Source organism: Nocardia sp. NBC_01503, from assembly GCF_036327755.1.
In the GTDB taxonomy this organism is placed as follows: Bacteria; Actinomycetota; Actinomycetes; order Mycobacteriales; family Mycobacteriaceae; genus Nocardia.
Genome location: NZ_CP109597.1, coordinates 122672 through 149280 on the forward strand (window position 1 = coordinate 122672; position 26609 = coordinate 149280).

Annotated in this window: 32 protein-coding genes; 21 read left to right on the forward strand and 11 right to left on the reverse strand. The window is 63.9% G+C overall.

What is annotated here, in order from left to right; translation table 11 throughout:
• Positions 1–15 precede the first annotated feature (15 nt).
• Positions 16–969, forward strand: a complete 954-nt coding sequence (locus OHB26_RS39380; RefSeq protein WP_330186024.1) for a DnaB-like helicase C-terminal domain-containing protein — start codon at positions 16–18, stop codon at positions 967–969.
• Between the two features lie 569 nt (positions 970–1538).
• Here OHB26_RS39380 and OHB26_RS39385 read toward each other — a convergent pair.
• Positions 1539–3005 carry a peptide deformylase gene (locus OHB26_RS39385; RefSeq protein WP_330186055.1) on the reverse strand — a complete coding sequence of 489 codons (1467 nt, stop codon included), beginning with the start codon at positions 3003–3005 and terminating at the stop codon, positions 1539–1541.
• A gap of 308 nt (positions 3006–3313) precedes the next feature.
• On the opposite strand from OHB26_RS39385, the gene OHB26_RS39390 reads away from it, so the two are divergent.
• The 5 genes from OHB26_RS39390 (at position 3314) to OHB26_RS39410 (ending at position 6932) form a co-directional block, all read left to right on the forward strand.
• On the forward strand, positions 3314–3568 hold the full coding sequence (locus tag OHB26_RS39390) for a hypothetical protein (protein WP_330186023.1): 255 nt from the start codon (positions 3314–3316) through the stop codon (positions 3566–3568).
• Positions 3565–3879 (forward strand): type II toxin-antitoxin system PemK/MazF family toxin, encoded by a 315-nt coding sequence (locus OHB26_RS39395; protein ID WP_330186022.1) that lies wholly within the window; start codon positions 3565–3567, stop codon positions 3877–3879. Before OHB26_RS39390 ends, OHB26_RS39395 begins: the two co-directional genes overlap by 4 nt.
• Before the next feature lie 106 nt (positions 3880–3985).
• Positions 3986–5083 carry a hypothetical protein gene (locus OHB26_RS39400; protein WP_330186021.1) on the forward strand — a complete coding sequence of 366 codons (1098 nt, stop codon included), beginning with the start codon at positions 3986–3988 and terminating at the stop codon, positions 5081–5083.
• Between the two features lie 251 nt (positions 5084–5334).
• Positions 5335–6057, forward strand: coding sequence for a ParA family protein (locus OHB26_RS39405; protein WP_330186020.1), 723 nt, complete (start codon positions 5335–5337; stop codon positions 6055–6057).
• Positions 6057–6932: a ParB/RepB/Spo0J family partition protein gene (locus OHB26_RS39410; protein ID WP_330186019.1), complete on the forward strand. Its 876-nt coding sequence runs from the start codon at positions 6057–6059 to the stop codon at positions 6930–6932. Before OHB26_RS39405 ends, OHB26_RS39410 begins: the two co-directional genes overlap by 1 nt.
• A gap of 157 nt (positions 6933–7089) precedes the next feature.
• Here the strand turns inward: OHB26_RS39410 and OHB26_RS39415 are convergent, their stop codons facing one another.
• On the reverse strand, positions 7090–8700 hold the full coding sequence (locus tag OHB26_RS39415; RefSeq protein ID WP_330186018.1) for a hypothetical protein: 1611 nt from the start codon (positions 8698–8700) through the stop codon (positions 7090–7092).
• Positions 8701–9064: 364 nt separating this feature from the next.
• Here OHB26_RS39415 and OHB26_RS39420 point away from each other — a divergent pair, with 364 nt between their 5' ends.
• The 3 genes from OHB26_RS39420 (at position 9065) to OHB26_RS39430 (ending at position 10197) form a co-directional block, all read left to right on the forward strand.
• Positions 9065–9484 carry a hypothetical protein gene (locus OHB26_RS39420; RefSeq protein ID WP_330186017.1) on the forward strand — a complete coding sequence of 140 codons (420 nt, stop codon included), beginning with the start codon at positions 9065–9067 and terminating at the stop codon, positions 9482–9484.
• Complete coding sequence (locus OHB26_RS39425; protein ID WP_330186016.1) at positions 9481–9744, forward strand: hypothetical protein; 264 nt, start codon at positions 9481–9483, stop codon at positions 9742–9744. The genes OHB26_RS39420 and OHB26_RS39425 overlap by 4 nt, the downstream gene beginning before the upstream one ends.
• A gap of 138 nt (positions 9745–9882) precedes the next feature.
• The gene (locus tag OHB26_RS39430; protein ID WP_330186015.1) at positions 9883–10197 is read left to right on the forward strand and encodes a VRR-NUC domain-containing protein; all 315 of its coding nucleotides are present in this window, start codon (positions 9883–9885) and stop codon (positions 10195–10197) included.
• Between the two features lie 229 nt (positions 10198–10426).
• Here the strand turns inward: OHB26_RS39430 and OHB26_RS39435 are convergent, their stop codons facing one another.
• Complete coding sequence (locus OHB26_RS39435) at positions 10427–10771, reverse strand: hypothetical protein (RefSeq protein WP_330186014.1); 345 nt, start codon at positions 10769–10771, stop codon at positions 10427–10429.
• A 400-nt stretch (positions 10772–11171) separates the two neighbouring features.
• Between OHB26_RS39435 and OHB26_RS39440 the strand changes: the two genes are divergently transcribed.
• Together OHB26_RS39440 and OHB26_RS39445 are read left to right on the forward strand one after the other, a co-directional pair.
• Positions 11172–11429 carry a hypothetical protein gene (locus tag OHB26_RS39440; protein ID WP_330186013.1) on the forward strand — a complete coding sequence of 86 codons (258 nt, stop codon included), beginning with the start codon at positions 11172–11174 and terminating at the stop codon, positions 11427–11429.
• Complete coding sequence (locus OHB26_RS39445) at positions 11426–11866, forward strand: ECF-type sigma factor (RefSeq protein ID WP_330186012.1); 441 nt, start codon at positions 11426–11428, stop codon at positions 11864–11866. The genes OHB26_RS39440 and OHB26_RS39445 overlap by 4 nt, the downstream gene beginning before the upstream one ends.
• Before the next feature lie 500 nt (positions 11867–12366).
• Here the strand turns inward: OHB26_RS39445 and OHB26_RS39450 are convergent, their stop codons facing one another.
• The gene (locus OHB26_RS39450; protein WP_330186011.1) at positions 12367–12528 is read right to left on the reverse strand and encodes a hypothetical protein; all 162 of its coding nucleotides are present in this window, start codon (positions 12526–12528) and stop codon (positions 12367–12369) included.
• Positions 12529–12691: 163 nt separating this feature from the next.
• Positions 12692–12898: a hypothetical protein gene (locus tag OHB26_RS39455; RefSeq protein ID WP_330186010.1), complete on the reverse strand. Its 207-nt coding sequence runs from the start codon at positions 12896–12898 to the stop codon at positions 12692–12694.
• Positions 12899–13178: 280 nt separating this feature from the next.
• Between OHB26_RS39455 and OHB26_RS39460 the strand changes: the two genes are divergently transcribed.
• From OHB26_RS39460 to OHB26_RS39475, 4 genes are all read left to right on the forward strand, one after another.
• Positions 13179–13874, forward strand: a complete 696-nt coding sequence (locus OHB26_RS39460; RefSeq protein WP_330186009.1) for a helix-turn-helix domain-containing protein — start codon at positions 13179–13181, stop codon at positions 13872–13874.
• Between the two features lie 255 nt (positions 13875–14129).
• Positions 14130–14471 (forward strand): hypothetical protein, encoded by a 342-nt coding sequence (locus OHB26_RS39465; protein ID WP_330186008.1) that lies wholly within the window; start codon positions 14130–14132, stop codon positions 14469–14471.
• A 509-nt stretch (positions 14472–14980) separates the two neighbouring features.
• Positions 14981–15559 (forward strand): RNA polymerase sigma factor, encoded by a 579-nt coding sequence (locus tag OHB26_RS39470; protein WP_330186007.1) that lies wholly within the window; start codon positions 14981–14983, stop codon positions 15557–15559.
• A 28-nt stretch (positions 15560–15587) separates the two neighbouring features.
• The gene (locus OHB26_RS39475; protein ID WP_330186006.1) at positions 15588–16091 is read left to right on the forward strand and encodes a hypothetical protein; all 504 of its coding nucleotides are present in this window, start codon (positions 15588–15590) and stop codon (positions 16089–16091) included.
• A 471-nt stretch (positions 16092–16562) separates the two neighbouring features.
• On the opposite strand, the gene OHB26_RS39480 is transcribed toward OHB26_RS39475, so the two are convergent.
• Positions 16563–16874: a hypothetical protein gene (locus OHB26_RS39480; protein ID WP_330186005.1), complete on the reverse strand. Its 312-nt coding sequence runs from the start codon at positions 16872–16874 to the stop codon at positions 16563–16565.
• Between the two features lie 561 nt (positions 16875–17435).
• Between OHB26_RS39480 and OHB26_RS39485 the strand changes: the two genes are divergently transcribed.
• From OHB26_RS39485 to OHB26_RS39495, 3 genes are read left to right on the forward strand one after another with little or no spacing between them, the layout of a single operon-like run.
• On the forward strand, positions 17436–17681 hold the full coding sequence (locus tag OHB26_RS39485) for a hypothetical protein (RefSeq protein ID WP_330186004.1): 246 nt from the start codon (positions 17436–17438) through the stop codon (positions 17679–17681).
• Positions 17678–18208, forward strand: a complete 531-nt coding sequence (locus OHB26_RS39490) for an RNA polymerase sigma factor (protein WP_330186003.1) — start codon at positions 17678–17680, stop codon at positions 18206–18208. Before OHB26_RS39485 ends, OHB26_RS39490 begins: the two co-directional genes overlap by 4 nt.
• A 1-nt stretch (position 18209) precedes the next feature.
• Complete coding sequence (locus OHB26_RS39495; protein WP_330186002.1) at positions 18210–18899, forward strand: hypothetical protein; 690 nt, start codon at positions 18210–18212, stop codon at positions 18897–18899.
• Here the strand turns inward: OHB26_RS39495 and OHB26_RS39500 are convergent.
• From OHB26_RS39500 to OHB26_RS39515, 4 genes are all read right to left on the reverse strand, one after another.
• Entirely contained in the window at positions 18876–19472 is a 597-nt protein-coding gene (locus tag OHB26_RS39500; RefSeq protein WP_330186001.1) for a hypothetical protein, read from the reverse strand. The two genes, OHB26_RS39495 and OHB26_RS39500, sit on opposite strands and share 24 nt — an antisense overlap.
• A 728-nt stretch (positions 19473–20200) precedes the next feature.
• A complete protein-coding gene (locus OHB26_RS39505) occupies positions 20201–21460 on the reverse strand; it encodes a hypothetical protein (protein ID WP_330186000.1) in 1260 nt (419 codons plus the stop codon).
• Between the two features lie 77 nt (positions 21461–21537).
• A complete protein-coding gene (locus OHB26_RS39510) occupies positions 21538–21693 on the reverse strand; it encodes a type II toxin-antitoxin system ParD family antitoxin (protein ID WP_330185999.1) in 156 nt (51 codons plus the stop codon).
• A gap of 164 nt (positions 21694–21857) precedes the next feature.
• A complete protein-coding gene (locus OHB26_RS39515) occupies positions 21858–22184 on the reverse strand; it encodes a hypothetical protein (RefSeq protein WP_330185998.1) in 327 nt (108 codons plus the stop codon).
• Positions 22185–22234: 50 nt separating this feature from the next.
• Between OHB26_RS39515 and OHB26_RS39520 the strand changes: the two genes are divergently transcribed.
• The 3 genes from OHB26_RS39520 to OHB26_RS39530 all read left to right on the forward strand — a co-directional run bounded on the left by OHB26_RS39520 (position 22235) and on the right by OHB26_RS39530 (position 24384).
• Entirely contained in the window at positions 22235–22417 is a 183-nt protein-coding gene (locus OHB26_RS39520) for a hypothetical protein (protein WP_330185997.1), read from the forward strand.
• 720 nt (positions 22418–23137) lie between these two features.
• Positions 23138–23749, forward strand: a complete 612-nt coding sequence (locus OHB26_RS39525) for an RNA polymerase sigma factor (RefSeq protein WP_330185996.1) — start codon at positions 23138–23140, stop codon at positions 23747–23749.
• 161 nt (positions 23750–23910) lie between these two features.
• Positions 23911–24384: a helix-turn-helix domain-containing protein gene (locus OHB26_RS39530; RefSeq protein WP_330186054.1), complete on the forward strand. Its 474-nt coding sequence runs from the start codon at positions 23911–23913 to the stop codon at positions 24382–24384.
• 166 nt (positions 24385–24550) lie between these two features.
• On the opposite strand, the gene OHB26_RS39535 is transcribed toward OHB26_RS39530, so the two are convergent.
• Entirely contained in the window at positions 24551–26533 is a 1983-nt protein-coding gene (locus tag OHB26_RS39535; RefSeq protein ID WP_330185995.1) for a hypothetical protein, read from the reverse strand.
• Positions 26534–26609: the final 76 nt, after the last annotated feature.

Here is a 26609-nt window from a genome sequence, read left to right on the forward strand (position 1 = left end):
AGGCCTCATCGATGAATGACCGAACTCACCACAGTGACGACGGTGGGCAAACCTTCCGAGCCGAACTCCAGCCCGCGGCTCGGTGACGGCTTCCAAGAGTTGATCGACGAACTGGACACCCTCGCGGTGAACGGCGGCGCCGATTCCCGCAACATTCCGACCGGATTCCTGGAGCTGGACGAGTTGACCCGGGGCCTGGCTCCGGGCACGCTCACCGTCATCGGCAGTCATCCAGGTGTCGGATCATCTACTCTCGCAATGGATTTCGCCAGATCATGCGCTATCCAGTCCGGCATCCCGGCCGCGTATCTCACGCTGGACACCCTTCCCGAGGCGATGCGGCAGCGGATGCTGTCGGCCGAGGCGAAGGTGCAGCTGCGGCACATGCTGGCCGGCGCCATGCCCGAAGCCGACTGGACCCGACTGGCCCGGCGCATGAGCGAGATCGCCGATGCCCCACTGGACATCCAACGCCCGCCCGAGCGCGACATCGCCCAGCTGGCCGGACAGATCACCGACATGGCCGAGCAGCACGGCACCCGGCTGGTGGTCATCGACCCGCTGCACCAGCTCACCGCACGCCATGACCTGCCCTACGAGAACCGCGAACGCGAGATAGCCGAGGTCACGCGCCGGCTGAAGACGTTGGCGCTGGATCTGCGCATCGCGATCGTGACCACGGCGAACCTGAGCAGCAACCCCGGCCCCCGCCAGCCCATCCCGGTCCGCCCCTCCCTGTTCGATCTGCGCGATTCCGGTGTCATCGGCCACGTTGCCGACCTGGTTGTCCTGATCGACCGGCCCGACGCCTGGGAGCGCGACCACGCTCGCGGTGGCGAAGTCGATTTGATCCTGGCCAAACACAGGCACGGCGCCACCGGCATTTTCACCGTCGCCCACCAGCTGCATCTGTGCCGCATGGTCGACATGGCCAAAGGATCGCTCTCCACCCCCGCGCCGCGGGCATGAACATGACACGGGAGGAACAGGCGGCACAGCACCAGCGATAGCCGTTTATTACCGCGGTAATAAACCGGGCGCTCCGCGAGCCTCACCGTCCGGAGCGCATCGGTCCAGCTGGACCGATGCAGCAGAGCGACTACCCGCCTCCGACGCTCCACGAAGCAGGCCACTCGATCCGCGAAGCGTCCACCAGGCCCGCCGGCGAGCGCGGAACCGAGCCTCACCGGATCGCCCCAACCACTCCCCCTGCTCGCGGAGTAACAGGCCGCCGGACTCGCAGAGTCGGACACGGAGCATCGGCGCGCTGAGACAGACGCGCCCTCCCGGAAGAACCAGCCCAGCCGGAGCGCCACCTGCGTGACCAGGCAGACCAGGCCGATTCGCATAGCAAGCTCTGAAGTGATCCGAGCAATCCACGAAGCCCATCGCGGACAGCCAGCGAACCGATGCGGAGTCACCAGGCCGGGGCCGAGCAATCGACCAAGCGGTGTGATTTCGATCTGAGACATGGCAAAAGGGCGGCGGCTGCTCCGTAGAGCAGCCGCCGACGGCCGTGTGTTGCGAGTGGAGCAGCGTCAGTAGGTCCAGGCCGACCCAGTGCCCTTGTACTGCTCTACGGAGATCGGTTCTATACCGGGCCGCATGTGATCCAGATAGAGCTGGCCGTGCAGGTGGTCCACTTCGTGCGCGACCAGGCGGGCTGTCCCTCGCTCGAAGACCGTGATGTGGGTGTTGCCGTCGATATCGGTGTGTTCGACATGGATGGACAGCGGCCGGGGGACTTTGCCGCGCAAGTCGAAGAAGCTCAGGCACCCTTCGTACTGTTCGTCTTCGCCGCCGCCGATCTCCACGATGCGCGGATTGAACAGGGTGATGGTGTCGCCCTCGGGAGTTCGGACAAGGGCAACAGCGCGCCCGATGCCGATCTGTGGGGCTGCGATGCCCATGCCCTTGCCGAACGTATGGGCCTGCGCCACGCGTTCGGTTGCCGAGTGCAACTCGGCCACGACTCGCCGTGCGTCCTCGGCCTCGGCAGGCAGGTCGAAGGGCCGCGCGACTTCACGCAGGATCGCGTCCCCCTCCTGCACAATTCCGAGACCGGCCATGACCCGAGAGGGCGGAGTGCGTTCGCTGTCGTCGGCCTGGCCGCGGAAGTCCCATTCGAGTCGGTAACGCGCGTGCAGGGGCGGGTTCTCGGTTGACCACGAGTACACGGCTCGGCCCTCACTGACCTGGTGGGAGATGGGTGTGCGGAACGGCAGCGCTTCGGCTGTCATCGAGGTTTGCAGCCCCCAAACCGCTGGCTGTAGGTCACTGGGGAAGTCCAAACGTACCGAGAGCAGCCGGGTGGGCAGACGTACTGCACGCTGGAACCAGTGGCCCCAGTGCACGTCCGTCACGGTGTATTCGTACTCGATCCAGCAGGCCTGGCCCGGATACAGCGGGAAGTGCCGGCCGCCGGAAGAGAGCTGTAGCCACACCTCTTTGAATGCATCGCGGTCGTGGTGGGGGCTCCAGTCCATCGGCTCGGCACGGTGATCGCCGTACCAGGCGTGCAGGTCGATTTCATCCCAGGTCAGCGGATAGTCCTGATACAGCGCATTGGACTTCTCTGGTGCACCGGGATACCGGTCGACACTGATCCGAATCAGGTAGCGGCTGATGGGCTCTGATGATGCATTGACCAGGTGCCGCCGCTGGGTCAGGCGGTACATGGTCCCGTCGTAGGACAAGCTTGCGTCGTCATGGTCGACCACGAGCTGGCCGCCCGTCGTCTCGATAGGTTCCGTCATCAAGGGCTTACGACGCAGGGGCACCGGCCGCGCACCGGTGAATTCGGCGAAGGCTGCCCGCAGCGCTCCCCCGGCCTGCAACATGGCCTCAGCTCGTTCGGCGAACTCAGCCGAGGGGTTCTCGGTGCCACTGAGAACCTTCGATACATACGGTCGTGAGTATCCGAGCCTGCGGGCCAACACAACCCGCGACAAACCCCGTACATCGCGCCATCGGCGGAGCTCCTGGGCGAAAGCGTTGAGGGTCATGTCATCAGTAGCTTCCGAGGTGGTAGACGGGTTTCTGTCTGCCCTGGTCAAAGCGTCGCTCCCTGGTTCGCAAGGGGTGTGCGTGTGCGTGCGTGAGACCGTGAGTATGGCTCACACTGGCGAAATACCTTGTCCGCGTGAGGAAATGAATTCACACCCGGTGTCGAGGAGTTGCCTCCCCAGCCTGTGGGGCACGGCTCGGCGCTGATGGGCGACAAGGCGGCCGCGAGCCACCGGCACCGGGTGTTATCACTCGACTGCACACAGTTCATCATCGCATTTTGATGCGCGATCGTATGCTGATCTGTATGGCCAGAACCACGATCACCATGGATGACTTGCTACTGAATCGGGTCAAAGACGCGGCCGGGTCGAACATCTCCGGGTGGATTGCCCGCGCATGCCGATCGCAACTGCTGAAGGACGGCGCTGAGGCCGAGGCCGAATGGGCGCAAGCGCACCCCGAAGAGGGCGCCGCCCGCACTGCCGAAGCTGAGGCCGAAGCCGAAGCCTGGTATGCCGCTGAGGAAGATGCCGAGCGTCGGCGTCGGGGTGTTGCGTGAGACGTGGCGAACTCTGGACCTATAAGGGCCTCGGCAGGACCCGCCACGTGCTGGTCGTCAGCGCGAACGAACTCAACAACACCGGCTCCCCCATCACCTGCGACGTGACCGACGTGGCACCGACAGGCAGCCGCGTGCTGCTGTCGATCCCGATCACGCTGCCCAACAACGGCGGTACGGCCTATATCCGGGTCGTGCGTGGGCTGAGCGGGCAGACCGACGTGGATCGGTTCGATTCCCTGATCGGCCGTGTGCCCGATGAGGTCATGGAGCAGGTCGGGCTGGCACTGCGCGCCGCCCTGGATTTGTAGCCGCTCCCCCGTCCCGATTTATTACCGCGGTAATAAATCGGCCGCTGAATGTTCGGGCCGGGCTCGCGCGGGTCAGGTCCGCGGGATCCGATCGAAGGGAATTGCGATGGTGCTGCGGCCAGGGCGCGGTGGATCCATCTCGCTGGAGATGGTCGATCTGTTCGCGCGATACGGATTCACCGACGGTAAACAGGGTTTGATTGACGAACCGGCGCACCGCACGGCATTCGATCGCCGCATTGCCGCTGGGCTGGACGATGCCCTGAGTAATCCGAGTCGGTTGCACGGCTGGCGAGTGCAGACGTTGTTCGAGGCGATGGTGATCGCATTGGGCACGGTCCGGCTGATCAAGCAGGAAGATATCGGCACCTACTTCTTCGATGACGTAGATGGTTGGATCCAGCCGCCGGACTTCCGGATCGTGACCGCCGCCGGGGAGCAACTGCTGGTCGAAGTGAAAGGTGTCGCGCCACACGACAGATGGAAGCCCCGCAAGCTGCGAGGCAAAGACGTCGCGCAGTTGCGGCGCTACGCCGAGATGACCGGCGCCCGTTTGCTTTTCGCACACTACTGGTCCCACCTCAATCAGTGGTCACTGGTCGATGCCGACAAGCTCACAGTCGACGGCGCGAATTACACGTTGTCGTTCGAGGACGCGATGCGGGTGAACGAGATGAGCGCGGTCGGTGATGCATGGATCGGGACGGTACCGCCGCTGACATGGACGCTGATTGCCGCACCCGAGTCGGTGACCTCGACGATCGTGGACGACGGCGCCCAGCAAATTGATTTCCAGATCGCGGGTGTGGAGCTCGGGGCAGCCGGACGGGTCCTCGAAAACCCGATCGAGCTGCGTATCGCGCAGTTCCTCGTGCTCTACGGCAACTGGGAGGAAGACTGCACCCCCATCACGGACGACAACGGTCGAGTGACGCGCCTCGTGTTCTCCTACGCGCCACCCGAGCCCGCAGAACCTGCCGACCCGCCGACATTTGAGATAGTGGGTCAGCTCAGTGCGATGTATTCGACGCTGTTCAACGCGGAGACGCTGAAGCCGGACAACAGTGTGAGCGCGCTGCATCACGAACCCGACCCGGGCATGCTGCGGGATCTGGTGCCGACAGACTATTGGGACCGCACCAAACCGAGCTTGCAGATCTGGAAACTGCACCTAGATCCGGACAAAGGTGAGAATGGCAGCTGAACAGCGTCGGGCTGGGCGGGGGAGTGGCGATTCACGCAGGCCGCAGTATCGGACCCACACTCCGGGGCTATTACCCGCGGTAATAGCCCCGGCTGGTTCGGGGTGATCTCGATGGATCGTTTCGGCCTGTGCCGCGTGCCCGCTTGACGACCGTCCAGCGTCTCCGTAGCTTCCGATCTGCTGCCACCACGGCGGTATTCATCCGAAGTAGCCCATCCTCGAATGGGCGAAGCAAACGGAGGCTGTGCCTTATGGCCAAGAAACGGGCCGAAATTCGTGTTCTGCTGAACCAAAAAGGCGGGGTAGGGAAGTCCACCACCTCGATGAACCTCGCCGCCACCACGGCCGACACCCTCACCGGAGGCAACGTGGATGCGGAATCGGAAACGGCGCTGGTGAGCATCGACCCGCAGGGGTCGGTGTTGTGGTGGGGTAACCAGGTCCCCAATCTGCCCTTCCACCTGGTGCAAAGCGACTACGACCGCATCGACCTGTTGCGTGCGCTGCCGAATTCGCCGACCATCAAACACTTCTTCGTCGACACCCCCGGCTGGATCGGCCACACCGGCACCGATAATGACCCGGTCGCCGGATTGCCATTCGCCGAGGCGCTGCACGCCATCCTCGACGTGGCCACCCAGGTGATCGTCCCCATCGAACCCGAGCCGCTCGGCTTCGATCCCACCGCGCGGACCATCGAGCGACTGCTCAAGCCGCGCGGCCTGGACTATCGGGTGGTCATCAACAACTGGGATCCACGCGATGGGAAGTCCGATCTCGAGCAAACCCAGGATTACGTGCGCGCCAACGGGTGGCCGCTGGCGAAAACCGTTATCCGCCATTACAAACTGAATTCTCGGGCACCTGCGGACGGGCAGGTTGTCACCACCTATCCGAAGAACCGCACCGGGGTCGAGTGCCGACTGGACTACTCGAAGCTCGCGCTGGAGTTGAATATCGGGGGCGGGCACTGATGGCCACCAAGACGAAGATGAACCTGGCTGATCTGGTGGGCGCGACCGGCGCGAACTCGGTCGTGGACGGCGAGAACGTCGTCGAGGAATCGGCCGCTACGACGCTCGCGATCCCGGTCGCGAAGATCGCGCGGAACCCGTACAACCCGCGCAAGTTCAATCCCGATGTGTCGGACCTGGCGTCCATCGTGAACAAGCAGCTCCAGCCCGGGCGGGGGATCACCCGGGGCGCGTTCCTGAAGCTGTACCCCGAGGACGCGGATCGGATCGGGGACGCCGAGCACATCGCGGTCATCGGCAACCGCCGCCATCTCGCGTGCGAGGAGTTCGGCCGCGAGACCATGGATCTGATCATCGACGACACCATGGCCGAATCCCGGGGGAGCCTGCGCGCGTGGGCGCTGCTGGAGAACATCGACCGTCGGGACCTGGACGTCATCGACGAAGCGCTGGCGCTGCGTGAGCAGGTCAAAGATTGCGGGGGACAGGAAGCGGCCGCGAAGTCGCTGGGCAAGAAACAGCCCTGGATCTCCCAACGGCTCTCGCTGCTGAAGCTTCCCGAGCAGATCCAGGAGAGTGTGCGCCGCGGGGAGTTCGCGCTCCGCGAGGCCCGCAGTCTCTCGAAAGTGCCACGCGCGGAACAGGTTGCGCGCTGGAAGGAAGCCCTGGCCAAGCAAGAACAGGACGGCAAGAACAACGCCAAGCCGAAGCCGCCCAGGCGCGAGTTCGGAGTAGCCGAGATCGCCAAGGCATTCAAGAAGTGGGACGCCAAACCCGACGTGCTGGCCACCGCGCTGGTGACCGGGCTCGAGCCGGGCGAGATCCGCGACCTGATGGACAGCTTGCAGCAGCAGCTGGCCGCCGCCGAGGCGTAGCCAGATCCCACCTCGTGTGTTTATTACCGCGGTAATAAACACACGAGAGACAGGCACCGATCAGCGTGGGGGAGTAGCCAGGCCAGTAGGGTCCATAGACAGACGACAGCCCCGGCGGATAGCGCCCGCCGGGGCTGTCGTCGCCTATAAGGGTCGGCTACTTGCCGCGCAGCGGCAGCACCCGCGCGCCCCCGTTCTCGTTGCGGATCATCTCATCGGCATCCACCCACGTCCTCACCTGAGTGAAGCCCACACCCAACGCGCGCCCGATCTGCGACGGCGTTTCACGGGTCGCGTCATGGTAGGCCAGGACCAGCGCGATGCGGTCCACATCGCTGCGGGCGTTGGTCATCTCCTTGACGGTGGCGGCCCGCTTCTGCATGGACTCGGACCGCGCGGCGGTCTCCACCATCAGCTGCGCCGAATCCGCTTCCGCCGGTTCGGGTTCCTCGATATCCGGGTCCCCTTCCTCCTGGTGCGCGGTCAGCTGATCGGCCATGCCCATCAGCATCTCGGCTGTATCAGTTCCGCGCTGGTAGCGGCGGGCCGACTGGACCTCGGCCAGCTCCTGGTAGAGCGCCGCGGTGCCCTGTTCGGGGGAGTGGCCGATGGGGGAGTGCTCCGGAGAAACAGGCGGCAGCGGCTGCGTAGCGGGACCGCCCACCGGCTGCTCCGCAGCGGCGGACAGCTCCCGGACCGGCGTGTTCTGGGCTTCCTCGGTCTGCTGGCTCACGATCGAATCCGATGCCGACAGTCCGGCATCGCTTCGTGGAGCAGGGGCCGATTCGATCTGTGAAGCAGCCGATTCCAGGGCGTTGCTCTGCGAAGCACTCGGGGCGGGCGTAGTGCTCTGCAGCAGCGGCGCGGAAACCGGGACGCTCGGTTCGGTATTGGTCAGGCGTTCGGATACGGCCCTCACCGGCTGACCGATCCGGCTCAGCGCGGTCAGTTGCGCGTCCAGATCCTCGTGGTCGGGAATCGCTGCGGTCGCCTTCTCGATGGCCTTGCCGTAGCGGCGTGCCACTACCCGATGCACCAGCAGCGCCCCACCGACCGCGATCGGCGCGATGCCGTGCACGCACATCTGGAACCACTCGTGGGCGCGGGCGAAGGGGAAGACGTTCAACCCGATCATCGCGGCCAGCAGTCCGCCCTCGATGGCGTAGACGGTGCGTAGGTCGTCGGTGTCGATGACGCCCCATTCGGCGGTGTCGCTGGTGGAGAGCATCAGCGCGATCAGCATGCCGCTGATCAGTCCCTCCACACCGAAGGCCAGCCACCACAGCGAGTTCTTCACTCCGCCGGTGGGCGCGATGTTGTGCTGGACCTGGAATGCGGAGATCACCATGCCGGCCACGAGCACGGCCGTGAGGATGCCCAGCGCGATCGGCTTGCGGCGGCGCAGTTTGTCGACCTTCGCGTGGGGGCTGGCGCTCAGGCGCTGTTCGGCGATGGCCTTCCCCGCGCCGATCAAGGCCTTGGCCTTCTGATCGGCCAGGGCCGCGGTGGTGCGGCGCAGCCGGTCCGCCGCCGCGGCCTGGGACTGGATGATCGCGGCCTGCTGCGCGCGGTCGGTGTCGCGCACCAGCTCGGCCAGTTCGCGTTCGGCGCGTAGCTCGCGCTCGGAAAGAGCCTCGGTCAGCGCGGTGTCGTATTGCTCGGCTACGCGATCGCGGGCGTGCTGGGCGCGATCGGGTAGCGCGCCGGTGAGCACCAGGTCCTGCGTGTCCGGGGGAGGGGTCTTGGGTTTGCTTCGGGTCAGTTTCATCGGTCGTGTCCTTCCGACTGGGGTTCGGGTTCGTGGGTGGAGTCCGCGGCCTTGGGGGGTCTGCCCCGCGGCTTGGGTGCGGGCCAGTGCGGACGTAGCCACTCCAGAACCTGGTCCGGATCAGCCGTCAATGCAGTCAGGCAGGCCACTACGAAGCCCTTCATCTCCAGGCCGCGATCCTCCAGCAGCTGTTGCGCGTCCGTCCGGAGCTCGGTCGGGGGGCGCACGTTCAGCTGGGGATCTCTGTGTCGGTCTGCCATGGTCACCCATTCTGCACTAAGTGGCTAGCCATTAAGGGCATCCGAAGCGTAACATATGTGGCTAGCCACATATTGGATGTGGCTAGCCACATATGGAGATTCCTATGTCCGACCCACGCGAAATCCGTTCCGACCACCAGGGCGCCGCCGATAACGAGCTGATCCCTCAGCACTGGCCAGCCGGGAACTACACGAGCGAACTCGTGGCCGCAGCCGCCGCCGCGATCGCGCAATTGGGGGCGTACCTGGAGAAGGCGGCAGAGGCCGGCGCGCTGCCGGTCGACGTGGAAACCAGCTCCACCATCTTGTCGAACCTCGAGAAGGGGGCAGGAAAGGCATCCGACGCGCTGGACGGCTGGGCGCCCGCGCCGCACGGCACAGGCGGTGACCACGCCCGGAACAGCGTCCGCAGCGCCATCTACGCGCTGGGCGTGGCACACGACGATCTGCGCGACGCCGCCGAATGGCTTCTTGAACCGCCGAATCGCCCCGACCGCACGCACGTCGCCGAGGGGCGATCATGACCTCGCCCGACAACCGGACCGTGCCGGATCAGCGTGGTGACCTCGCCTCCGATACCCCGCAGTACGTCCACATCGTGGGCTGGTGGCGATGGGTCATCTCCCGCACGCTGCGCCGAGTGCCCCGCGCCCTGTGCGGGGTGGTCTTGTACGGCGATCCGGACCTGCCCGAGCCGCCGCTGGACGGCCCCCTGTGCCCGTCCTGCGTGGCGCGCGACGGCCAGCCGGGCGACCTGCGCCCGGTACCGGGCTACTGGCTGTAAGACGCAACCTGGCGGTGGTTCCGGCCGCTCATCCCGGCCGGAACCACCGCGTGGCCAAGCTCGTGGAACCCCACACCGGCACGATTCCGCTCGACCCGAAAGCCCCTACGTCCCAACCGAACTGAACGGAGAGACCTGGTGACCCGATTCAGCGCCCCGCCCACCGTGATCTCGGAAGCGGACTTCCAGCGCCGCGTGATGGACACCGCGCAGCGCTGCGGCTGGATAATCGTGCACACCCGCCCAGCACGCACCGCGCGCGGCTGGGTGACCCCGTACGAGGGAGACCAGGGACTCCCGGACCTGATCCTGGCGCGACGCGGGCGGGTCCTGCTGGTCGAACTGAAATCCGACAAGGGCCGCGCCACCGCGGCTCAACTGCGCTGGCTCCAGGAAGCCGGACCCAACGGCCGACTGTGGCGGCCGCGGCATCAAGGGTGCGCGAGTGGTTAGAGGCGGACTGGAAGCCTGAAAATAAGCCGTGGCCGGATGCCCGCCGCCAGTGCACGCGCCTGCGTCATCGCCAGGATGGACGAGGTTCTCGAGATGTTGGCCGACTCCCGTGGCGAACTGGATGAAGCGCTCCGTTCTCTGCCACCGCTATACCCGGATATCTAGAACGAGCTCTGGTCGCACACGGAAACGCGCACCCGCGCAAGGAAATTCGACTGGCGACGCCCCGCTAGTGGCCAAGCTCGGGCTGTTGTGCGGCCGAACGCGCCAGCGCATCAGCCTCGGCCAATCGGGCATTGTGCTGGGCAGCCGAATAGGTGCTGTACACGCCGCCCACGGAAGTCGCTACACCCACCACCAGGAAGACCCAACCCAAAGTTGTTCCTTCGGAACGCTTTTCATCGAGCGTGCGTGTTGTTGAAGTACTCGAGGTCTTACCGCTGACGCAGACTTGATCCTCATGCATGGTCTGAGACCCACAGACGGGTTCCTGCGTGATGGAGCCCCACCCAATTGCGACCATCGCGATTCCACCGAAAATGCAGCCGACAGGCCAGCGGTACTTCCGTTTCATTGAACTTCCCTCCCCAGTTCCAATCCTCAGGCGCGGCAACCACACCACCCCCGGCGGTCATCCTGCCACAGCTCAGCGCGATGCAGGCGAGGCCGTCATCGCGGACTCCCGCCCGTCGGCTTCTCTGCCCTTTACCCCGCTATCCGGGTGTTTTCAACGAAAATCCGGGGTTTCCTCCATGAAATCAGCTGAATTACCACGGTTCTCGGAGCCTGCCCGCAGTCGATCTACCTGCACCGATACAGGTATTTGACCGAATCGCGTTCGCGTTCTAAGCTTCTCGTTGCTCGGGCAGATCTATGTCCGTCGAAGCTCCAGCCACTCGGTTGGGGCTTTTTTCATGTCCATATCCCGAGGGCCCCGGCGATTGCCGGGGCCCTCTTTCGTATCTGGAGGTTCCATGTCGATCGCAGTCGCATCCTGGGTTGCGCAGAGCAGCATGTGGCAGGTGCTCTGGACCGTGCTGGTCCTGTCAGTCGCGGTGGTCGTCATCGCCCTCACCGCCGTGCTGCGGGCCAACCGTGAAGACGTACCGAAGGTGTTCGCTGCGTTCGCCCACGCGTTCGGGCTGCACCGCCCCAAGGACATTCAGCCCGAACCCGTCGAACCTTCACAGCCTGATACTGATACCGTGCCCGCCACCGAGGAGCAGGAATGATTCGCCGCCGACCACAACCCCACGACAGCGTGGCCGACAGTGTGGCCGACAAGCTGGCCGGGCTCGATCTAGATGAACTCGTCGACCTGCTAGCTGCGGCGAGCCCGCAGATCGAGCGAGTGGTCCGCGGGCTCATCCTGACCGGCAAGCCAGTAGCCGAGGTCGCCGCCGAGTGGGGTGAGCCGGTGGCCGATGTCGAGCGCGACTACGAGTACGCGATTGCCTACCTCCGGCGGCCCATCACCGGTTTCATCGTGAGAGAGTGCATCCTGAACGACCGATTGGCGAGTGCCCGCTACTGCCGGGGGTGCGCCCGGCAACTGCCCACACCTCCACCCGGAACGCGGGGGCACCGACGCGAATACTGCAACGATCGGTGCAAGAACGCGGCCCACTACAGCCGTACCCGCGCTGGGGCACCGAGCCCGAATCAGTAACCAGCTCGATGGCTACCCGGGTGAGTCGTCTCTCGCGCCCACGGTCCGATACGCCTCCGGCGACCACTCCCACTGCCGGGTGTCGAACCAGAATCGGAAACTGCCCGCTACCGGCCCCGAGCCGTCAGGTAACGCGACCGGATCCTGAGGCCGCTCAGCAGGGGTACTCACCTCCCGATTATCCCCGATGCAGGCCAGCGTGCCCATGTCGACGAGCGCATAGCCGGGGCGGATCCGGGTAGCCGACAAATGGCACGGAGTTGGGGCTGCGCCATATCCTGAAGGAGGTGAGCACCATGCCTATGTGCATGCAAATGATGGACATGCTGCGCGGCATGTGGAACATGATGTTCCCCAACATGCCGATGTGACCGGAGCCAGGCGGCGGTGTCCCGCGACATCGCCGCCTGGACAGCACCATATCCACGACTACCGCAATGCCTCACCGATTCCGATCCTCGGCTGCAACTCCTTAGCGTGACTCTTCTTGCCACTGGACCTCACGGGCCGAACCAGCGGGTCGCCTTGAGAGCCTTCTCCAGGTCTTGCTGGGCCGCCAATTTCTGGATCTCCTCGGCGGCGCGGAGGGTGGCCGGGCTGGGCGGTTCAAGCGGGGGGATGACGACTCGGCGAGGTTTCGCGACTTCCTCGGTGTCCTGCACGGGGGAAGGCGGCTTCGGGTGTGACTCGCAGCGAACGGATTCCCGCAGGCCAATTCGTTCGGAAACCCGTTCGTTTCGGTCCCAGCGGGCTTACTCCTCGGCCGCGCGAGCGGAGCGGCGCTAGGACGCGGTACCCGGGAGGCACACAGTGCGGGCGGACAGGTCATGGAAGCGCAATGAAGGCGACATAGAGCGCGGCCAGCAGGGTCGATGCCGTGGCGAATGCTTTGAATCCCTGTGCAATTGCGGTTGTCCAGCGCTGGCCATCGTGCCGTGACATTGCGCCGGCCACGACGGCAGCCAACAGGCTGACCAGGGACAGGATCACGGCCAGGAGTGCTTTGAGTACCGCCGTACTGGAGGTGTTCATGGTGTTCGGGGCCAAGCCTTTCCGGTTCGGGCGACCCCATGGCGTGGGTCACACAGTCAGGGGTTGGGGGTTCTCAGTACTCCCCCGGAGGCATGAAACCCACACTTCCGGAGGGAGGCCCTTCAACCACTGAGCAGCGTATGCGCTGCTTTATTGAAATCTCCTGTGCGAGAACAAATTAGAGAGATTAAGGTGATATAAGTGCAATACGGGTACAGACCGTCCACAAACCCGGAATGCACACACGACATATGGGTGACAAGAATGGAACAGGGCACGTATGGCCAAGAAGCCGTTGGGGCTACCACGAGTTCCGCCGGGTCCTCAACACGCGTTCTTCAAAGGCCTCCAAGACCTTGTGACGAGTGCCGATGATCTACCGCTCAAAGAACTCGGCAAGATCGTAAATAGGTCACCGCAGGTCATGCACCGAGCCTTGCTCGGCCCGGCGATACCGAGTTTGGAACTGGTAAAGGAGCTCGTGAAGGCGTTGTCCGAGCTGATCGGTGCCAATCCGGAGGAGATGGAGATTCGGTTCCGTCTCCTCCGGAGTGAAGCCCTCATCGACCAACGGGACAGGCGTGAAGTACCCGGAACTAGCGCCCCGCACGATGCCGCTCCTCCAGGGGGCAGCGGAGCACCACCCGCGAAGAACCTCAGCGCTGACCCAAAGACCGCGGAAGGTGACAAACACCAGAACACTCAGAAGGAAACCCCGAAGTCCGCCCAGGCAGATGATCAGCGGCGGACCTTTACCGCTCTGCTCGTGCGCCTCAAGGATGCTTCCGGAAAGACCCGGGACCAACTGGCTACAGATACCGGGGTGACTCCTTCCGCGGTGGAGAAGTGGCTGTACGGCGAGCGCATGCCCACACCGAAATCGCTCAAGAAGTTCATACACGCTCTCGGAGCGGGCGAAGCAGACAGTGCCGATCTATGGAGACTTCACCAGGACATTCAGGTACAGGACGACTGACGACGACCCAACTCCTGCACCCTGGGATCCGGATCTCGGTGGGGGTGCTGTTAGTCGGTCACCGCGCCCCTGACCGAGATCGAGATCGCCCGGCTGCTGCCCCCGGAACTGCACCAGCGACACGCACGCAGGTGAAAAGCAAACTCCGCGAGTACATCTCACTGTGAAAGCCCTGACCTGCGATAAAACGGCTATCGCCGGTGCTGTGCCGGATGTTCCGTTTCCGTGCACGAAAATGAGGAGTGATACCCCGCGATGAGCAGGAAGAGCGCTACCGAGCTCGCTGATGATCTGTCCGATATCGCCCATGAGGTTCGCCGCCGCGCCGCCGAGGAAGTCCGCACCGAACTCGCCCGCGAAATCGCGGATCGCTTCCTCGGACGCCCCGGCCAGGACCGCAGCATCTACGGCGGTCGGCATCCGGAGGACTGCCTGCTCGAAGAGCTCGCGGACAATCCCGCACTGGCCAAGGTCCCCGAACTCCGAGCCGCGCTCGAACGCTTCGACAGCGATGACAGGGAGGGAGTCACCCCGGACTTCCGCGCCGGTATCCTGTTCGCGGTCGGCCTGCTCACCGACCTCGACTTCGACCACTGACCAAGCCCGTTCGCGCTTGCGACAGACACATCGGCAGTGCGCTTCAGACGCACTGCCGATGTAGTTCAATGGTAGAACTCCTGCTTCCCAAGCGGATTCAGACCATTTGGGACCACTCGGCAGACCACCCCATTGGTACTGAAAGGTCGTCGAACCCGTGGATTCGAGAAGAAATTTGCTACGCCTCAAGGATTTCGAGCCAGGCACCGAGTACTGGGTATGACGCTGCAATGGGCGCTCAACGGCTGGCACACGGTGGCAGGCCACGTTGGGATCTGGCCGATCCTGGTACCGCTGTTCGGGGGGCTGCTGTACGAGTGTGCTGCTGGTGCGCGGAACCTTCAGCGGCACTGGACAACTCGTATGGTCGTGCGCGAAGCCCCCCGAGGTACCGTAGTGAAGAGCACGACTCGCAGACCTGGCGGCTTGGTGTCCACGCTCGTCATCGAGGTCGGGCCGCCCACACACCCAGCCACCACCTCGACCTCCCCCGAGCAGCGCGAGTTGCCATGACTATCCGAGTGACGTCCGAGGAGCGATTCGGCTTCGAGGGCGAGTTCGAGCAGCTGTTCCGACGGCACTCGGCCGCGGTGCATCGATACGCCTGTAAGGCACTGCGCGGGCAGACCCATCAGGCCGAGGAGATCGTCCAAGAGGTCTTCATCGCGGTCTGGAAGCAGTACGCCCGCGATTTCTCCGGAAAGCCGGATCAGCAAGCGCTGCAACTGATCATGAAGATCGCCGCGCGGCGGGTGATCGACATCCACCGTCAGCGCGCGACCCAACCGACCCAGCCCAGCGCGGACTTGGACGACTCCATCCTGGCGGTCGGCACCGATCCTTCCCGCGGGAACCCGGCCGAGCGGGTCCTGAGCCAAGACGCCGTCAAACGCTTCTGGTTCGGTCTGACCCGCGAGCTGACCGACGCCGAATATCAGGTGGCGCTGATGGCGTGGGAGCTGGAGCTAGCAGTGAAGGAGGTCGCCGACATTCTTGCCATATCCGTGTCCACGGTGTGGTCGCATAAGAGTCGAGCACGAATCAAAATTGAGAAGATCATGCAGCACAACAGGAATCGGATCGAGTGATGTGCGAGCGATCGATCGAGGTGACCACATGAACTCCGACCAGATACGAGCGGCCCGCCTGCCCGCCACGATCGGCACGGCGCTGCACGAGATCGACAACTACCTGGCCGACGACGCCGGTACCTACCGGTACGACGTCGAGGCCGGGCTCGCACAGCTCCAGCAGGCCATCGCTGTCGATCATGAGATCGCCCCGAAGGCCGGGCGTATGACCAGCGATATCACTCCCGAATTCGCGACCCAGGTCGGATCCAATTCGTGGACCTTGAGCTGGCTGCCCGATCGCCACTTGACCCGTGAACAGGCGTTGAGGGGAATGGAACTGGACGAGATCCTGAGCGATCCTGCGCTCACCACAACACAGTTGGAGTGGGAGGCGGCTGGTCGTCGCGCCGCAGAGCTCGGTCTGACTCTCGAAGAAGTCGTTGTGCTGCTGAGCAAGCGGCTGACGGAGACAACGAAGAGCAGAGACCGGCCATCACCGGCCAAGCGCGCTCAGGCACTCGAAGGTCTGCAACCAGATCAGGGCTGATCTCCGCCTGTCCTCACCTCTGCGGCTCCGGAGGGTCGGCGGGTGGCGGCGGACCGGCCACTACTTCCAAGTCCGAGACCAGCATCCATTCGTAATGGCCACCCGGCCCCTCGGCTCCTTTGGCTGGTTTGACCAACAGCGCCCACCAGACCACCACCCAATCCCGGGCACGAACGTGGACGTCACCGACTCCGGCCTGGTGCTGCGGCCCAGCCTCACCCACGTCCGCAAGAGCCCCGGCTTCCGGGCACTGGAGCGCGGCGCGTAACGCAGTACGGCGCGGCTGCCGGGAAACTAACCCGCGCTCGCTTGGGCCAGGCGCCGGGACTCTCCTGTTCCGGAAGTGCGCTGGCTGTACGGGGACGTTGTCGGTCAGAAATGACAGCCTGAACAGCTATTTCCCGGTCTGTTGGAGATCTTGGTCGGCAAGGTATGCGAGTGGCATGAACGACCGTGATGGGCTGGCGCTCGCTAGCGCGGCGAGTGAGAGAGCTGGTTGTCGCGGCTGTTGTGGGTGAGGTGTCGTACTGCGGGCACGGCCAGGGGTGCGGCCGCGGCGACGAGATAGATCAGCCCGGCGCCGGTGGCGATGGTGTTCGCGCCGATGTGATCGGTCAGGGGGCCGATGCTGAGCATCCCGATCGGGATCGCGACATAGGAGAGTAAGTGATCCAGGGAGGAGACACGGGAAAGAACATCGATGGGGATGTGTTCTTGCAGGGTGGTTTCCCAGGTTGTGGATGCAATCGAAAGGCTCGGTCCAGCAATCAGACTGGCGCTCATCAGGACTGGGAGGCTGCTGTGGGTGCCGAGCGCGAATCAACGGCGTGTCAGGATTGCGATCGTTTGTCCCATGCGAAGCAGGTGCCGGACCACAAAGCCGATACATGATGATGCTGGCCAGTAGGAGTCCGTGCTCTAGTTGGCCAGCCGCTGCGGATTCAGCAGGTGTCACATGAACGCGTTCAACCACCGAGTTCCTGCGCTGGCTCGCGGGCGATACTGACAGCTCGTGGCCGGATGTGCCTGTGCTGCAACCAGATCAGACGCGTCCGACCTGCGTGAGTTCGAACCGAGCAACCTCATAAATGAGAAGGCACAGTACGCTATTCGATCTGAAATTCCTCCGCTGGTAGCGATTCCGATGTCAGACCAAGCGGTATAACTGAGAGTTTTCTGAGCATGCTCTGAAATCGCTTTCCGCCCAACCGAATCTGCATTTTGAGCCCTTTCACATAGTGAATGCTGTTCGGTACCGGGAAAGGAACTCTGATGGTCTTGATAGAGCTTATGGCCGGGGCCGTCACGGGCCGCTGGGCCTCAGGGTTGTGGCAGTACCTAAGCATGCGAGTGCATGCCGCTCACGCAGTCGAACTCGAGCGTGAACGCAACCGAGGCACCGTCGCCGCGATCGCCGCGCTCCCGACGGGGGGACTGCTCGTCGAACACGAGCACGGCGGCCGCAGCCGCATGATCGCGGTGCCCGCACCGGCGGCAATGTTTCCCGCTGCACTGACCCTGGATCCCGTGCAGCCCTCGGCGATCACCGGATCGGCTGCCCCCGATTACACCCACGAGCGCGCGCGATGATCCCCCAGGACGGGCTCGGGACCGTAAGCACTCATCTCGACGACGAGATCGCTGACTACTTCCGTGCCCACTACCCCCGCCTTGTCGGCTTCCTGCGTAAGGCCTCCGAGCTGACCGAGGAAACAGCCCACCAGGCCGCGCAACACGCCTTCCTGGTTCTGCGTAAAAAATGGCCTGACCTGCGCCAGCCTGGCCAGAACCCCCGCGCGTACCTGTACAAGACCGCGGAGAACTGGGTCCGCAGGAACGACCGGCCCGAACCCCTGGTATTCGTCGATGACCTCACCACGTTCGACCAAGCCGCCGGCATCGCAGTGGAGGAAGAAGTGATGTTGTCCATGCGAATCGATGAACTACTCGCCCGGCTCCCAGAACGACAACGGCAGGTGATCTTCCTGCACTATTTTCATCGGTTCACCATGAACGAGATCGCGGAGATCCTCGGAATCACGCCCGGGACCGTCAAATCCACCGCCTCCGACGCACGCGGGAATCTGCGCGGATGGCTCGAGCAAGAAAGCCGATGAGATGACCCGCAATTTTGACGAATCGATGCTGGGAATCCTCGCCGGCGCGCGCCCGGAGTACACGATGGGCTCAACCGAGATCGAACGACGGTTGGCGCAATTCCAGCAAAAAGCCGCCGCCATCGATGCTGACCCTGAGGCATCGGCGCAGCTCAACACCGAGATCGCCGAGCTCGACGATCCGGCCTCACGCACGCCACCACCCCGCTGGCTCTCGCTCGAGCGGGTGCTCGAGGAGCTTGAGGAGCCCGCTGTCACCGCACAGTGCGACGGACCAGCCACGGAGACCCACGAACGCCCAGGGGACTGGAGCGAATACCCGAGAGGGCGTGCCCGGCAGCATGTCATCCCCAAACTTGGAACGATCTACGAAAACGGCCAGTCCATCACCAGCAGCAGGAGCTCGGAATGCGCATTGCGGTTCGACGATGGAGCTGAACCCGTCTGGACCTTGAGCTGGTACCCCACCCTGCGGCTGACCCGCGAACAGGCACGGGCCGGAATGGAACTGGCCGAAGTGTGTACCAGTGATCAGGAACCGGCGGCCGTTGCAGAAGCCCTTGCGGCCGAGATCGGGATCAGCGTGCAGGTCGTGAGAGAAGTCCTGAAAACGCGGCTTCGGGAGAAGGCTGAACTCGATCGGGCTGTCCAACCCGATCACGGCGAATCATGGCACGACGCACATCACTGAACACAGCGAGATCATCACGGTGTAGGAAATACACTCACCGGGATCCGCCGAACGGGCGTGTTCGTCTCGGGGGGTCCGGCTGCGACCGGGCATGCCGTGAAGTCGCCGCCCGCGCCGCGGAATTGTCCGCCGCCCGCTCGGGCTCTTCTTGGGAGCGCCGGGACGGCCGAGTCGAACGAATGTCATTGTCCGGTCGGGTCTTTCACCGGTTACTTCGTCGACGTAGAGCAGATGTGCCAGCCGGTGACGAGCACCTTTGGATACCTGTTCCACAGCATTCGCCCATCGATCATGAGGCCAGCGGATGTGATAGATCTCTGCGGCTTTGCGGATCGTGGCGGCCAGCTTGCGGGCGTCGGCAGGTTGAGCGTCCGGGCCAGCGGCGTGGAAGTAGACCGCGTTCACTTCGGACACCACCAGCTCCCAGCAGCCGATCACCTGCAAAACAAGGCCTTCCATGGAACGCGCTGGTTCCCACGCCGCGGCCGCTTTGCGGCCACGCTCCTCCACCCTGGCGACGACCTCGTCGGCAATTTCGTCAAAGCTCCGAGGCTCAGTGGTGTCATCGATCATGAAAAACAGCCCAAGAGGGCCAGAAGCTAATGGAGTTCGTCAGGGGATTTCGTCGTATTTCCATTCCAGGGGCGGCGTATAACCGCAGATCGTCCCGGCACTCCGTGCGGGGCGGGTGGCTCTAGTCGGTGCGCCGATGTCTCCCTGGTGTGACGAGCAGGGTGACAGCGGGGAGTTCGAGGGTGGGTTCCTCGGTCGCCGCACGCAGACGATCGCAGAAAACCTCGACAGATCCGTAGCAAAACTGGATCTCGCGCAACAAGTCTCGGATATCGGCCATCATGCCCCCTCGGGCAGCAGACCCAGGCGTGGGAGCTTGCCGAGCTGACCATCCGCTCGGAAGGGGCAGCGGCGTGGCTGACCCCGCGGCCGATGCGGCCCTGTATCGGTTCTACGCGGACATGTTCGACGCCCACGGTTTGCACTGGCCCGACCGGCTGCTCGAGGGCCTGGTCCTGGATCCCGATGATGCCTCGCCGATCGAACTACCACCGCAAGTGGACGACCCCTCCGAGGTCGCCGTGGTGCTGACTTCCGAATACCGCTGTGGACGTACCAACGCCTGCAAGCCCGTGCTACCGCCGAGGGAACCGACATCGAGGAACTGCTCATGGCCACGGCCATTGTCGGCCCCGCAGACTCGTAACCACCGCCATCCCACAGCGAGATGGCGGTGCTCACGGTCGACAGGATGGGGGACAGGGCTTTTGCTGGGTAGGACGGTCTGGCTATTCGCCCACCGGTTCGGTGAGGAGCGTGATGGCTGCCTGACGCTGCTCATCGTCCCCGAACAGTTTCCAGATCAGGTCCGCAGCCTCTTCGGCCTCTGAGGCGGCATGGCGTAGCCGCTGATCATTGGTGATGCTTTCGATGGTGTGCAACGCCCCCCACAGGACTGAGCCGGTGACCCGGATCAGTGCGGCGAGTTCGCCGGGGCCGTGATCTCGGGTCTTGATGATGTCCGCGGTGGCGGGTTCGATCATCGCCAGGGTGGTGGCCGTGACTTCGGCGATTCGTTCCGCGCTTTGCGAGGCGATCTCGCCGGCCAGTTCCCATTCCACAACCCAGTTATCGGTGACGTCGAGTGTGGCCAGCATCGTGTCGGTGGCCCGCCGCACCGTGGTGAAGGCGAAGAGAACGTCAGGAAGTAGCGTCCGCACGAGTTTGGGGGCGACCTTCTTCTTGTAAGGGAACTCCAGCGAGATCAGCCTGACCAGTGCCTGGGCAGTTTCGAGCTGTACCGATACTGCGACATCAGAACCTGCGGCTGGGTTGCGGAGAACCGGGATCTCCACTGGTTCGAGGGCGTACTGGGCCGTGTCGGGAAGCTCCATGACATCGCGTAGGAACCATTGTGTGGCGACCGCGTCGACGTAGTCATTCTGTGCTGCCTGCAGGCCGTCGCGGTGCTTGAGTTCGGTGGCACTGGCGTGTTGCAGGCAGTGGTCCGCGCTGGTGCCGTCATCGGGGAAGTACATGACGCGGTTGCGGCAGCGACCGCCGGATTTCGTGAGGCCGGTGCACTGCGTGCGTTCCATCGCGGGCAGATACGGCGGCACGTCAGCGGGTTGGGGTGGTGGGACAACGACTGGTGGGTTGGTGGGGGAGATGCGGGGATGTCCGCCGCGAACGGCCTCGGCGTGGCGGCCGTGGATTCCGGTGGGCCGGGACGGTCCACTCGCCCAGCTCTGCGCCAGCGCCGCGCGGTGGTTGAGCAATGACGCCGCGGAGAATGTATCGGTGGCGATTCGGTGGGTGATGTCGAGTGCTTGACCGAGTTCGTCGACCCGTAGAACGTCCTCGATAACCGTGGGGAACAGCGCGGTTGCCTCGGTCAAGAGCCGGACCAGCTGTCCCAACAGCGCTAAGTCGCCATCGCAGACGTAGTCGGTATCGCATGAGCAGGCGGGCACGATCGGTGAGTTCCAGTCCTCAAGGACATCACTACCACTCAGATGATCGTCACCAGGCATGTTGTCGTCAGACATGGCATGAACCTAGGGCTGGCAGATGCCAGCGGTTATGAGTTCGACATTGCCCGGCGAGTCGAGTTCCGAACGCTCCGTCAGCAGTCGTTCGCTCGGGATTCGATGGCACGGGCACGCTTATGCGCGATCAGGGCATCGATATCGAACGGTGTGGCAGCGCCACTGCGCTCGCCGACATCGAGTGCCTCGCGCAAAACATGCAGTCGCTGATCATCGTCGCTGGTCTCACACACGAATTCATTGATACCAAGTCCGGTAGTGGTCCGGGATTCGGGTGCGGTCGGCAAGGTATTCGTGTCCTTCGAATCGAGCATGCCGATACGCGGTGACGATGAGCGCGGGACCGATGGATGGTCGGCAAGATCACGCCCGCCGGGTCGCGAAGCAGTAGAAGCGACTATCGGGTTCGAGGCTTCGGACGCGAGAGTGCGCGAGCGGGCACCCACTGCCGGGTTTCGATCCGGCCTCGCCCATCCGCGGTTGGGATCGCGAACAGGGTCAACCCGATCCACGAGGCGTCGGTGCACTGGGCCCAGGCGTAGAGCCATCCCGGCACAGTGGTGGCGAGGTCGAGCGCGCTCGATTTGATTCGCAGCGATATCTCGTCACGCCGGAGCCCACCTTGGGGTGGGAGCGCGGTGCCGAGTGCGACCAGCACCGGCATCGGCGGGTCGATGACGCGGCGCGATGCGGCAGCGAAGTCTCCATCCCAATACTCGAACACGCATTCGATAATTGCACAGACCGGACGGTCTTCAGCGATAGGCTGCACCAATGGTGAACGTGGGCGATCGAGTGCTGCTGATGGTCGGCGGAGTGTCGATCTTCGAGGTCCTGGACAGCGACGGCGAGACCGCCACTGTCCAATCGGTCGACGATGCGCCGGGCCGTTACCCGTTCCCCTCGCGTGTGAGCGCACTGGTCCCGGCCAGCGCGGACTCCAGCAGCACCGACTGAACTCAGCGCTGCGGTTCGTACGGTGCACGCGCTGCGACATAGCGCGACATGGCAGTTGGAGGTCGATGCAGCGCAGATCTGTTCGTACGGACGGTGGGCGCAGGTCCCTATCGCGCGGCCGGCAATTCCACGAATCGGCGCGGATCCCCATCAGTCCGAGCAGAATCGATCGGTGACCTGCAGCGGCTTCCCGGTGCAGCGCGTATATGGTCCGCAGTGGTGTGTCTCGCCAGAACTGCCACTCCGCACTAGAGCAGCCGACCGAGCCAGCGGCTGAGCCGGAGCCGAAGTTTCCTTCGGAGCACTGTTTCTGCGCGACCCCGTCAAGGCAGGACGGTGTGATTCCTCGGCATTCCAGGAATCGTGTCGCCGATGAGGAGTGGACCTGGCTATCTCGAGTTCGGGGGTGGGAGCGCGACTACATGATGTGATGCTATTGCTGATCCACGAAGCCTGGCGCTGGGGTGCCGACCATCCTTCGGTGCGCTCATCGGCCGTACTACTACTTCCTGGTATCGCCTATGTGGTGATGGGGCGCGTGCGAGACTTACAGCGGCACTTGAGGACTCGGATGATCTTCAGGGAAGCAGCCCCGCACTCTCCGGTGAAAATCATCGAGTACCGGGGCCGGGGCGGTGGTTGCACCTACATCGTGGAGGTCGGCGAAGACCCTGCCGCACGATCGCCGGTCTCAGGGGAAGACCGAGAGATGCACGAGCGGTGAGCGACTGGGACTCCGAGTTGTTGTTTCGCCAGTACGCGGTGCGCGTATTCCGGTTGGCGTTCAAAGCGTTTCGCGGTGATGCCGAGTCAGCGAACGATGTCGTCCAGGATGTTTTTCTGGCGGTATGTCGGCAATTGAAAAGGGACTTCCACCACCGTTCGGCGGAGCAGGTCGAGAAGCTGATCATGACGATCGCGAAGCGCCGCGTGGTCGACCATCTGCGGAAAATCGGGCGTTCCCGGGAGTACTCGGCCGGCATGGCGGAGGACCTCGACCGGCAGATGAATCACGCCGGTCACGCTGGTGACGGCGGCACCGAGAACCTGAGCGATGAAGTCATGGCATCGTTCTGGCATGCGCTGACTCGTGAGTTGACTCCCACCGAGCATCGAGTGGCGACGATGACGTGGCTGCTGGAAATGACACCCGACGAAATAGCCAAAGCTCTCAAAACCTCACGGCGAGCTGTGTACACCCACCGCAGCCGGGCACGCGGGAAGATGGAGCAGGCTTTGAATCGCGGTGGAAATCGGACCGAGGCCGATGCCGAACCTGCGACCAGCGGCATGGAAGTAGCGACGCACAGTGGAGGAGGTGCAACCGAATGAACATGGACGAGCACGGTGTTCAGGGCATGCCCGACTCAAACTCGATCCGTAAAGCGTTCGACGAGTTGGACCACTACCTGACCGAGAACGACAGCACCTTCGAGTTCGAGATGGAGGCCGGGCTTACCCGCTTCAGGCGAACGTTCAACTCCAACAGGAACGTGCAGCGTGGAAAGTTCGCAGACCGGCTGAACAAGCTGTTCGAGACCACCCGCATCCCAGGGCGAGGACCCTACACCACCAAGGAGGTCGTGAACGCCTTGACCGCCGCAGGTCACCCGATCAGCGGGAGTTACCTGAGCAGCCTGCGCACAGGCCGACGAACCAACCCATCCGATGAGACAGTTACCGCGCTGGCGAAGTTCTTCCAGGTCAAGCACGACTACTTCCTCAACGACATCTACGCCGCCAAAATCGACCATGACCTTGAACTGCTTACGCAGCTTCAGGGCTACGGTCTCCGCAGGTTGTCCTCACGAGCCTTCGATCTGTCGGAGGAGTCGCGGAAACTGCTGGAATCGATGCAGGAAAAACTTCACGCCGGCGAGCACATGCCGGAGATTCCAGAGTTCGACGACCTCGCGTCGCCTCTGCTGACCGCATCGGATGACACCCCTGCCGATGATGAGGGCTGAACAGGCGACGGCACCATCGCTTCCCAGATCTCGGACACGTCCATTGACTGATCAGGAGCAACAGTCGTAATCGGTTGTGGCACCTTCATATTCGGCTGTCCCGCCGTCTCCGATAATCCAGCACCCCGTGTTTCTTCGCTGTGTCTGGGTTTTCCTTCCACCCCATTCACCGCGTTCCCCCTGCAAGGATGCCGAGCGCGGTGGAGGCACCGGCGAGGTCGTTGACGCGCAGACGTTCAAGCGCGGTGAGCCACGGGCCGCCGGGTTCGCGGCCGGCGAGCACGGTGAGCAAGGCGGAGCTGAGGGTGGGCACGCTGGCGAGTCTTTCGTCCAGGACCCGCTGGGTGTGGACCGGGAAGTCGGTGGCGACCGCGCTGCAGAGCGGTCCGGCGACCTCGGGTAGTTCGATGCTCACGAGCTCGAACAGGCGCAGGGATTCGAGGTTCGAGGGTGCCAGCAGGATCGTTTGCGCGAGAGCGTGCAGCGCTTCGGTGTCGCTGACCAGCGTGTGGAGTAGCCCGTACATTCTGGGGTGTTGGTCGAGCAGCATTGCCTGCAGCAGCAGGACCGCTGCGGCGGGCCGGTCCGTGAGCAGGCGTTTGGTCATGATGGTGACCGGCGAGTTCTGTGTCTCGCGGTGGGGTGAGCGGCGGGCGCGGTGTGCGGCATCGACATCGACCAGGGCGTTCGCGATGGCGCGCAACGGGGGATAGTCCCCGGACAACGGGGTGCCGTGGTCGCGGCCCATCCAGTCGGTCAGCGCCCGCTCGAGCAGCACACCGGCCAGGTGACCGTCCGGGCCCGCGAGGAGCCTTCGCCAGAACGAGGAGATGTTCGGGAGGAAGTCGACCAGATGGCCGGCGCTGAGCTCGGCGGTTGGTGGGAGTTTGGCGACCTTCTGGGTGACCAGGACGAGGTCGACGTCATCGAGCGCCCACAGCAGGGCTTCGAGATCGACGAATGTGGCTTCGCCATCGACCTCGTCGTACAGGCGTGCCTCGGTGCAGATGCCGGACAGGATCTGCAGGACCGCGTCGGTGGTCATGTTCTCGAAGACCCGTGAGGCAGCCAGGAAAACCGGCTTTCCGTACTGCTGGCGAAGGTCGAAAAGTGCTGTGACACAGTGACTCAGGGACACGAAGTCCCCTTCGGTGTATAGGGCCAGCAGCAGATCGGCGAGCCAGCGTGGGCCTCGGATGGTGTCGTACAGGGTGATACCGAAGATCAACCGCTGAAAGGCCTTGCTGCACTTGGGTCGCGGCCAGGTGTGCTTGGTCCTGCGGATGTATTCGCGATGCTCGGATCGTTCGACCAGCGCCATGTCGGCCTCGACCCGCATGCGGACTTCACGCACGATGCGGCCGGTTTCGCGTTTTTGATCCAGCAGTGCGGCGATGCGTTGGCCGGCGCCGAAGTCCGGGTCGTAGTCGACCAGGGAGGGCTCACCGACCGCCTTGTCGGCATCCTGCGCGTCGGCAGGGGGGTCGCAGACATCGAAGATGGCGGCCGCGGCCCGCTCATCGATCTCGGTGATCGCCTGGCAGATCACGGTCACGCGGGATTGATCGACCTTGCCGATCGCGTCGAGAAACAGTCCGACGGCGAATCTGTCGGACTCGGCCAGGTCCACCAGCACCGACGCCAACGCGGTGTTGTTACCGAGGAAGTGCTCGTCCAAGCCCGCCACGGCCTCGGTCTCTCGGGCATTGCGCAGCAGTTCGACCAGCCATTTGGCTGGTACGCGCAGATCGATCAATTGTGCGGGAGTGGCGGCGTGTGCTGGGGCCGCCACCACCGGCGGCTCGGTCGCGGCCGCCGCGTTCTTGCCCTTGAGGTAGACCGGGTCGTGCAGCGGCCGCATCTCGGACTGCAACTCGGTGAACGGCCTGTCGAGGGCCTTTGCGGCGCACTGCACGATCGCCTTGTACACCTCGGGGGACGGGCCTGACAGACGGCGGAATTGATCGCCGAATGCCTGCGGTGAGAGCTGCAGCCCGTGCTGGTCGGACACTTGCTGATAGGAGAGGTCGGCGCTGTCGAGTAGTTGCTTGAGTTTGATGACCAGCGCCTTGACCTGCGCGGGCATCCGCACGGGCAGACTTTCCGGTGTGGTTTTCTTCGGCCGCCCACCACGTTTGCGCTCCGACACCGACACTTCTTTCTGCAGTCCTGGGTGCCCACGAAGGCCTCAGTGTGACCGAAAACCCTTGTGGCCATGCCGAAAA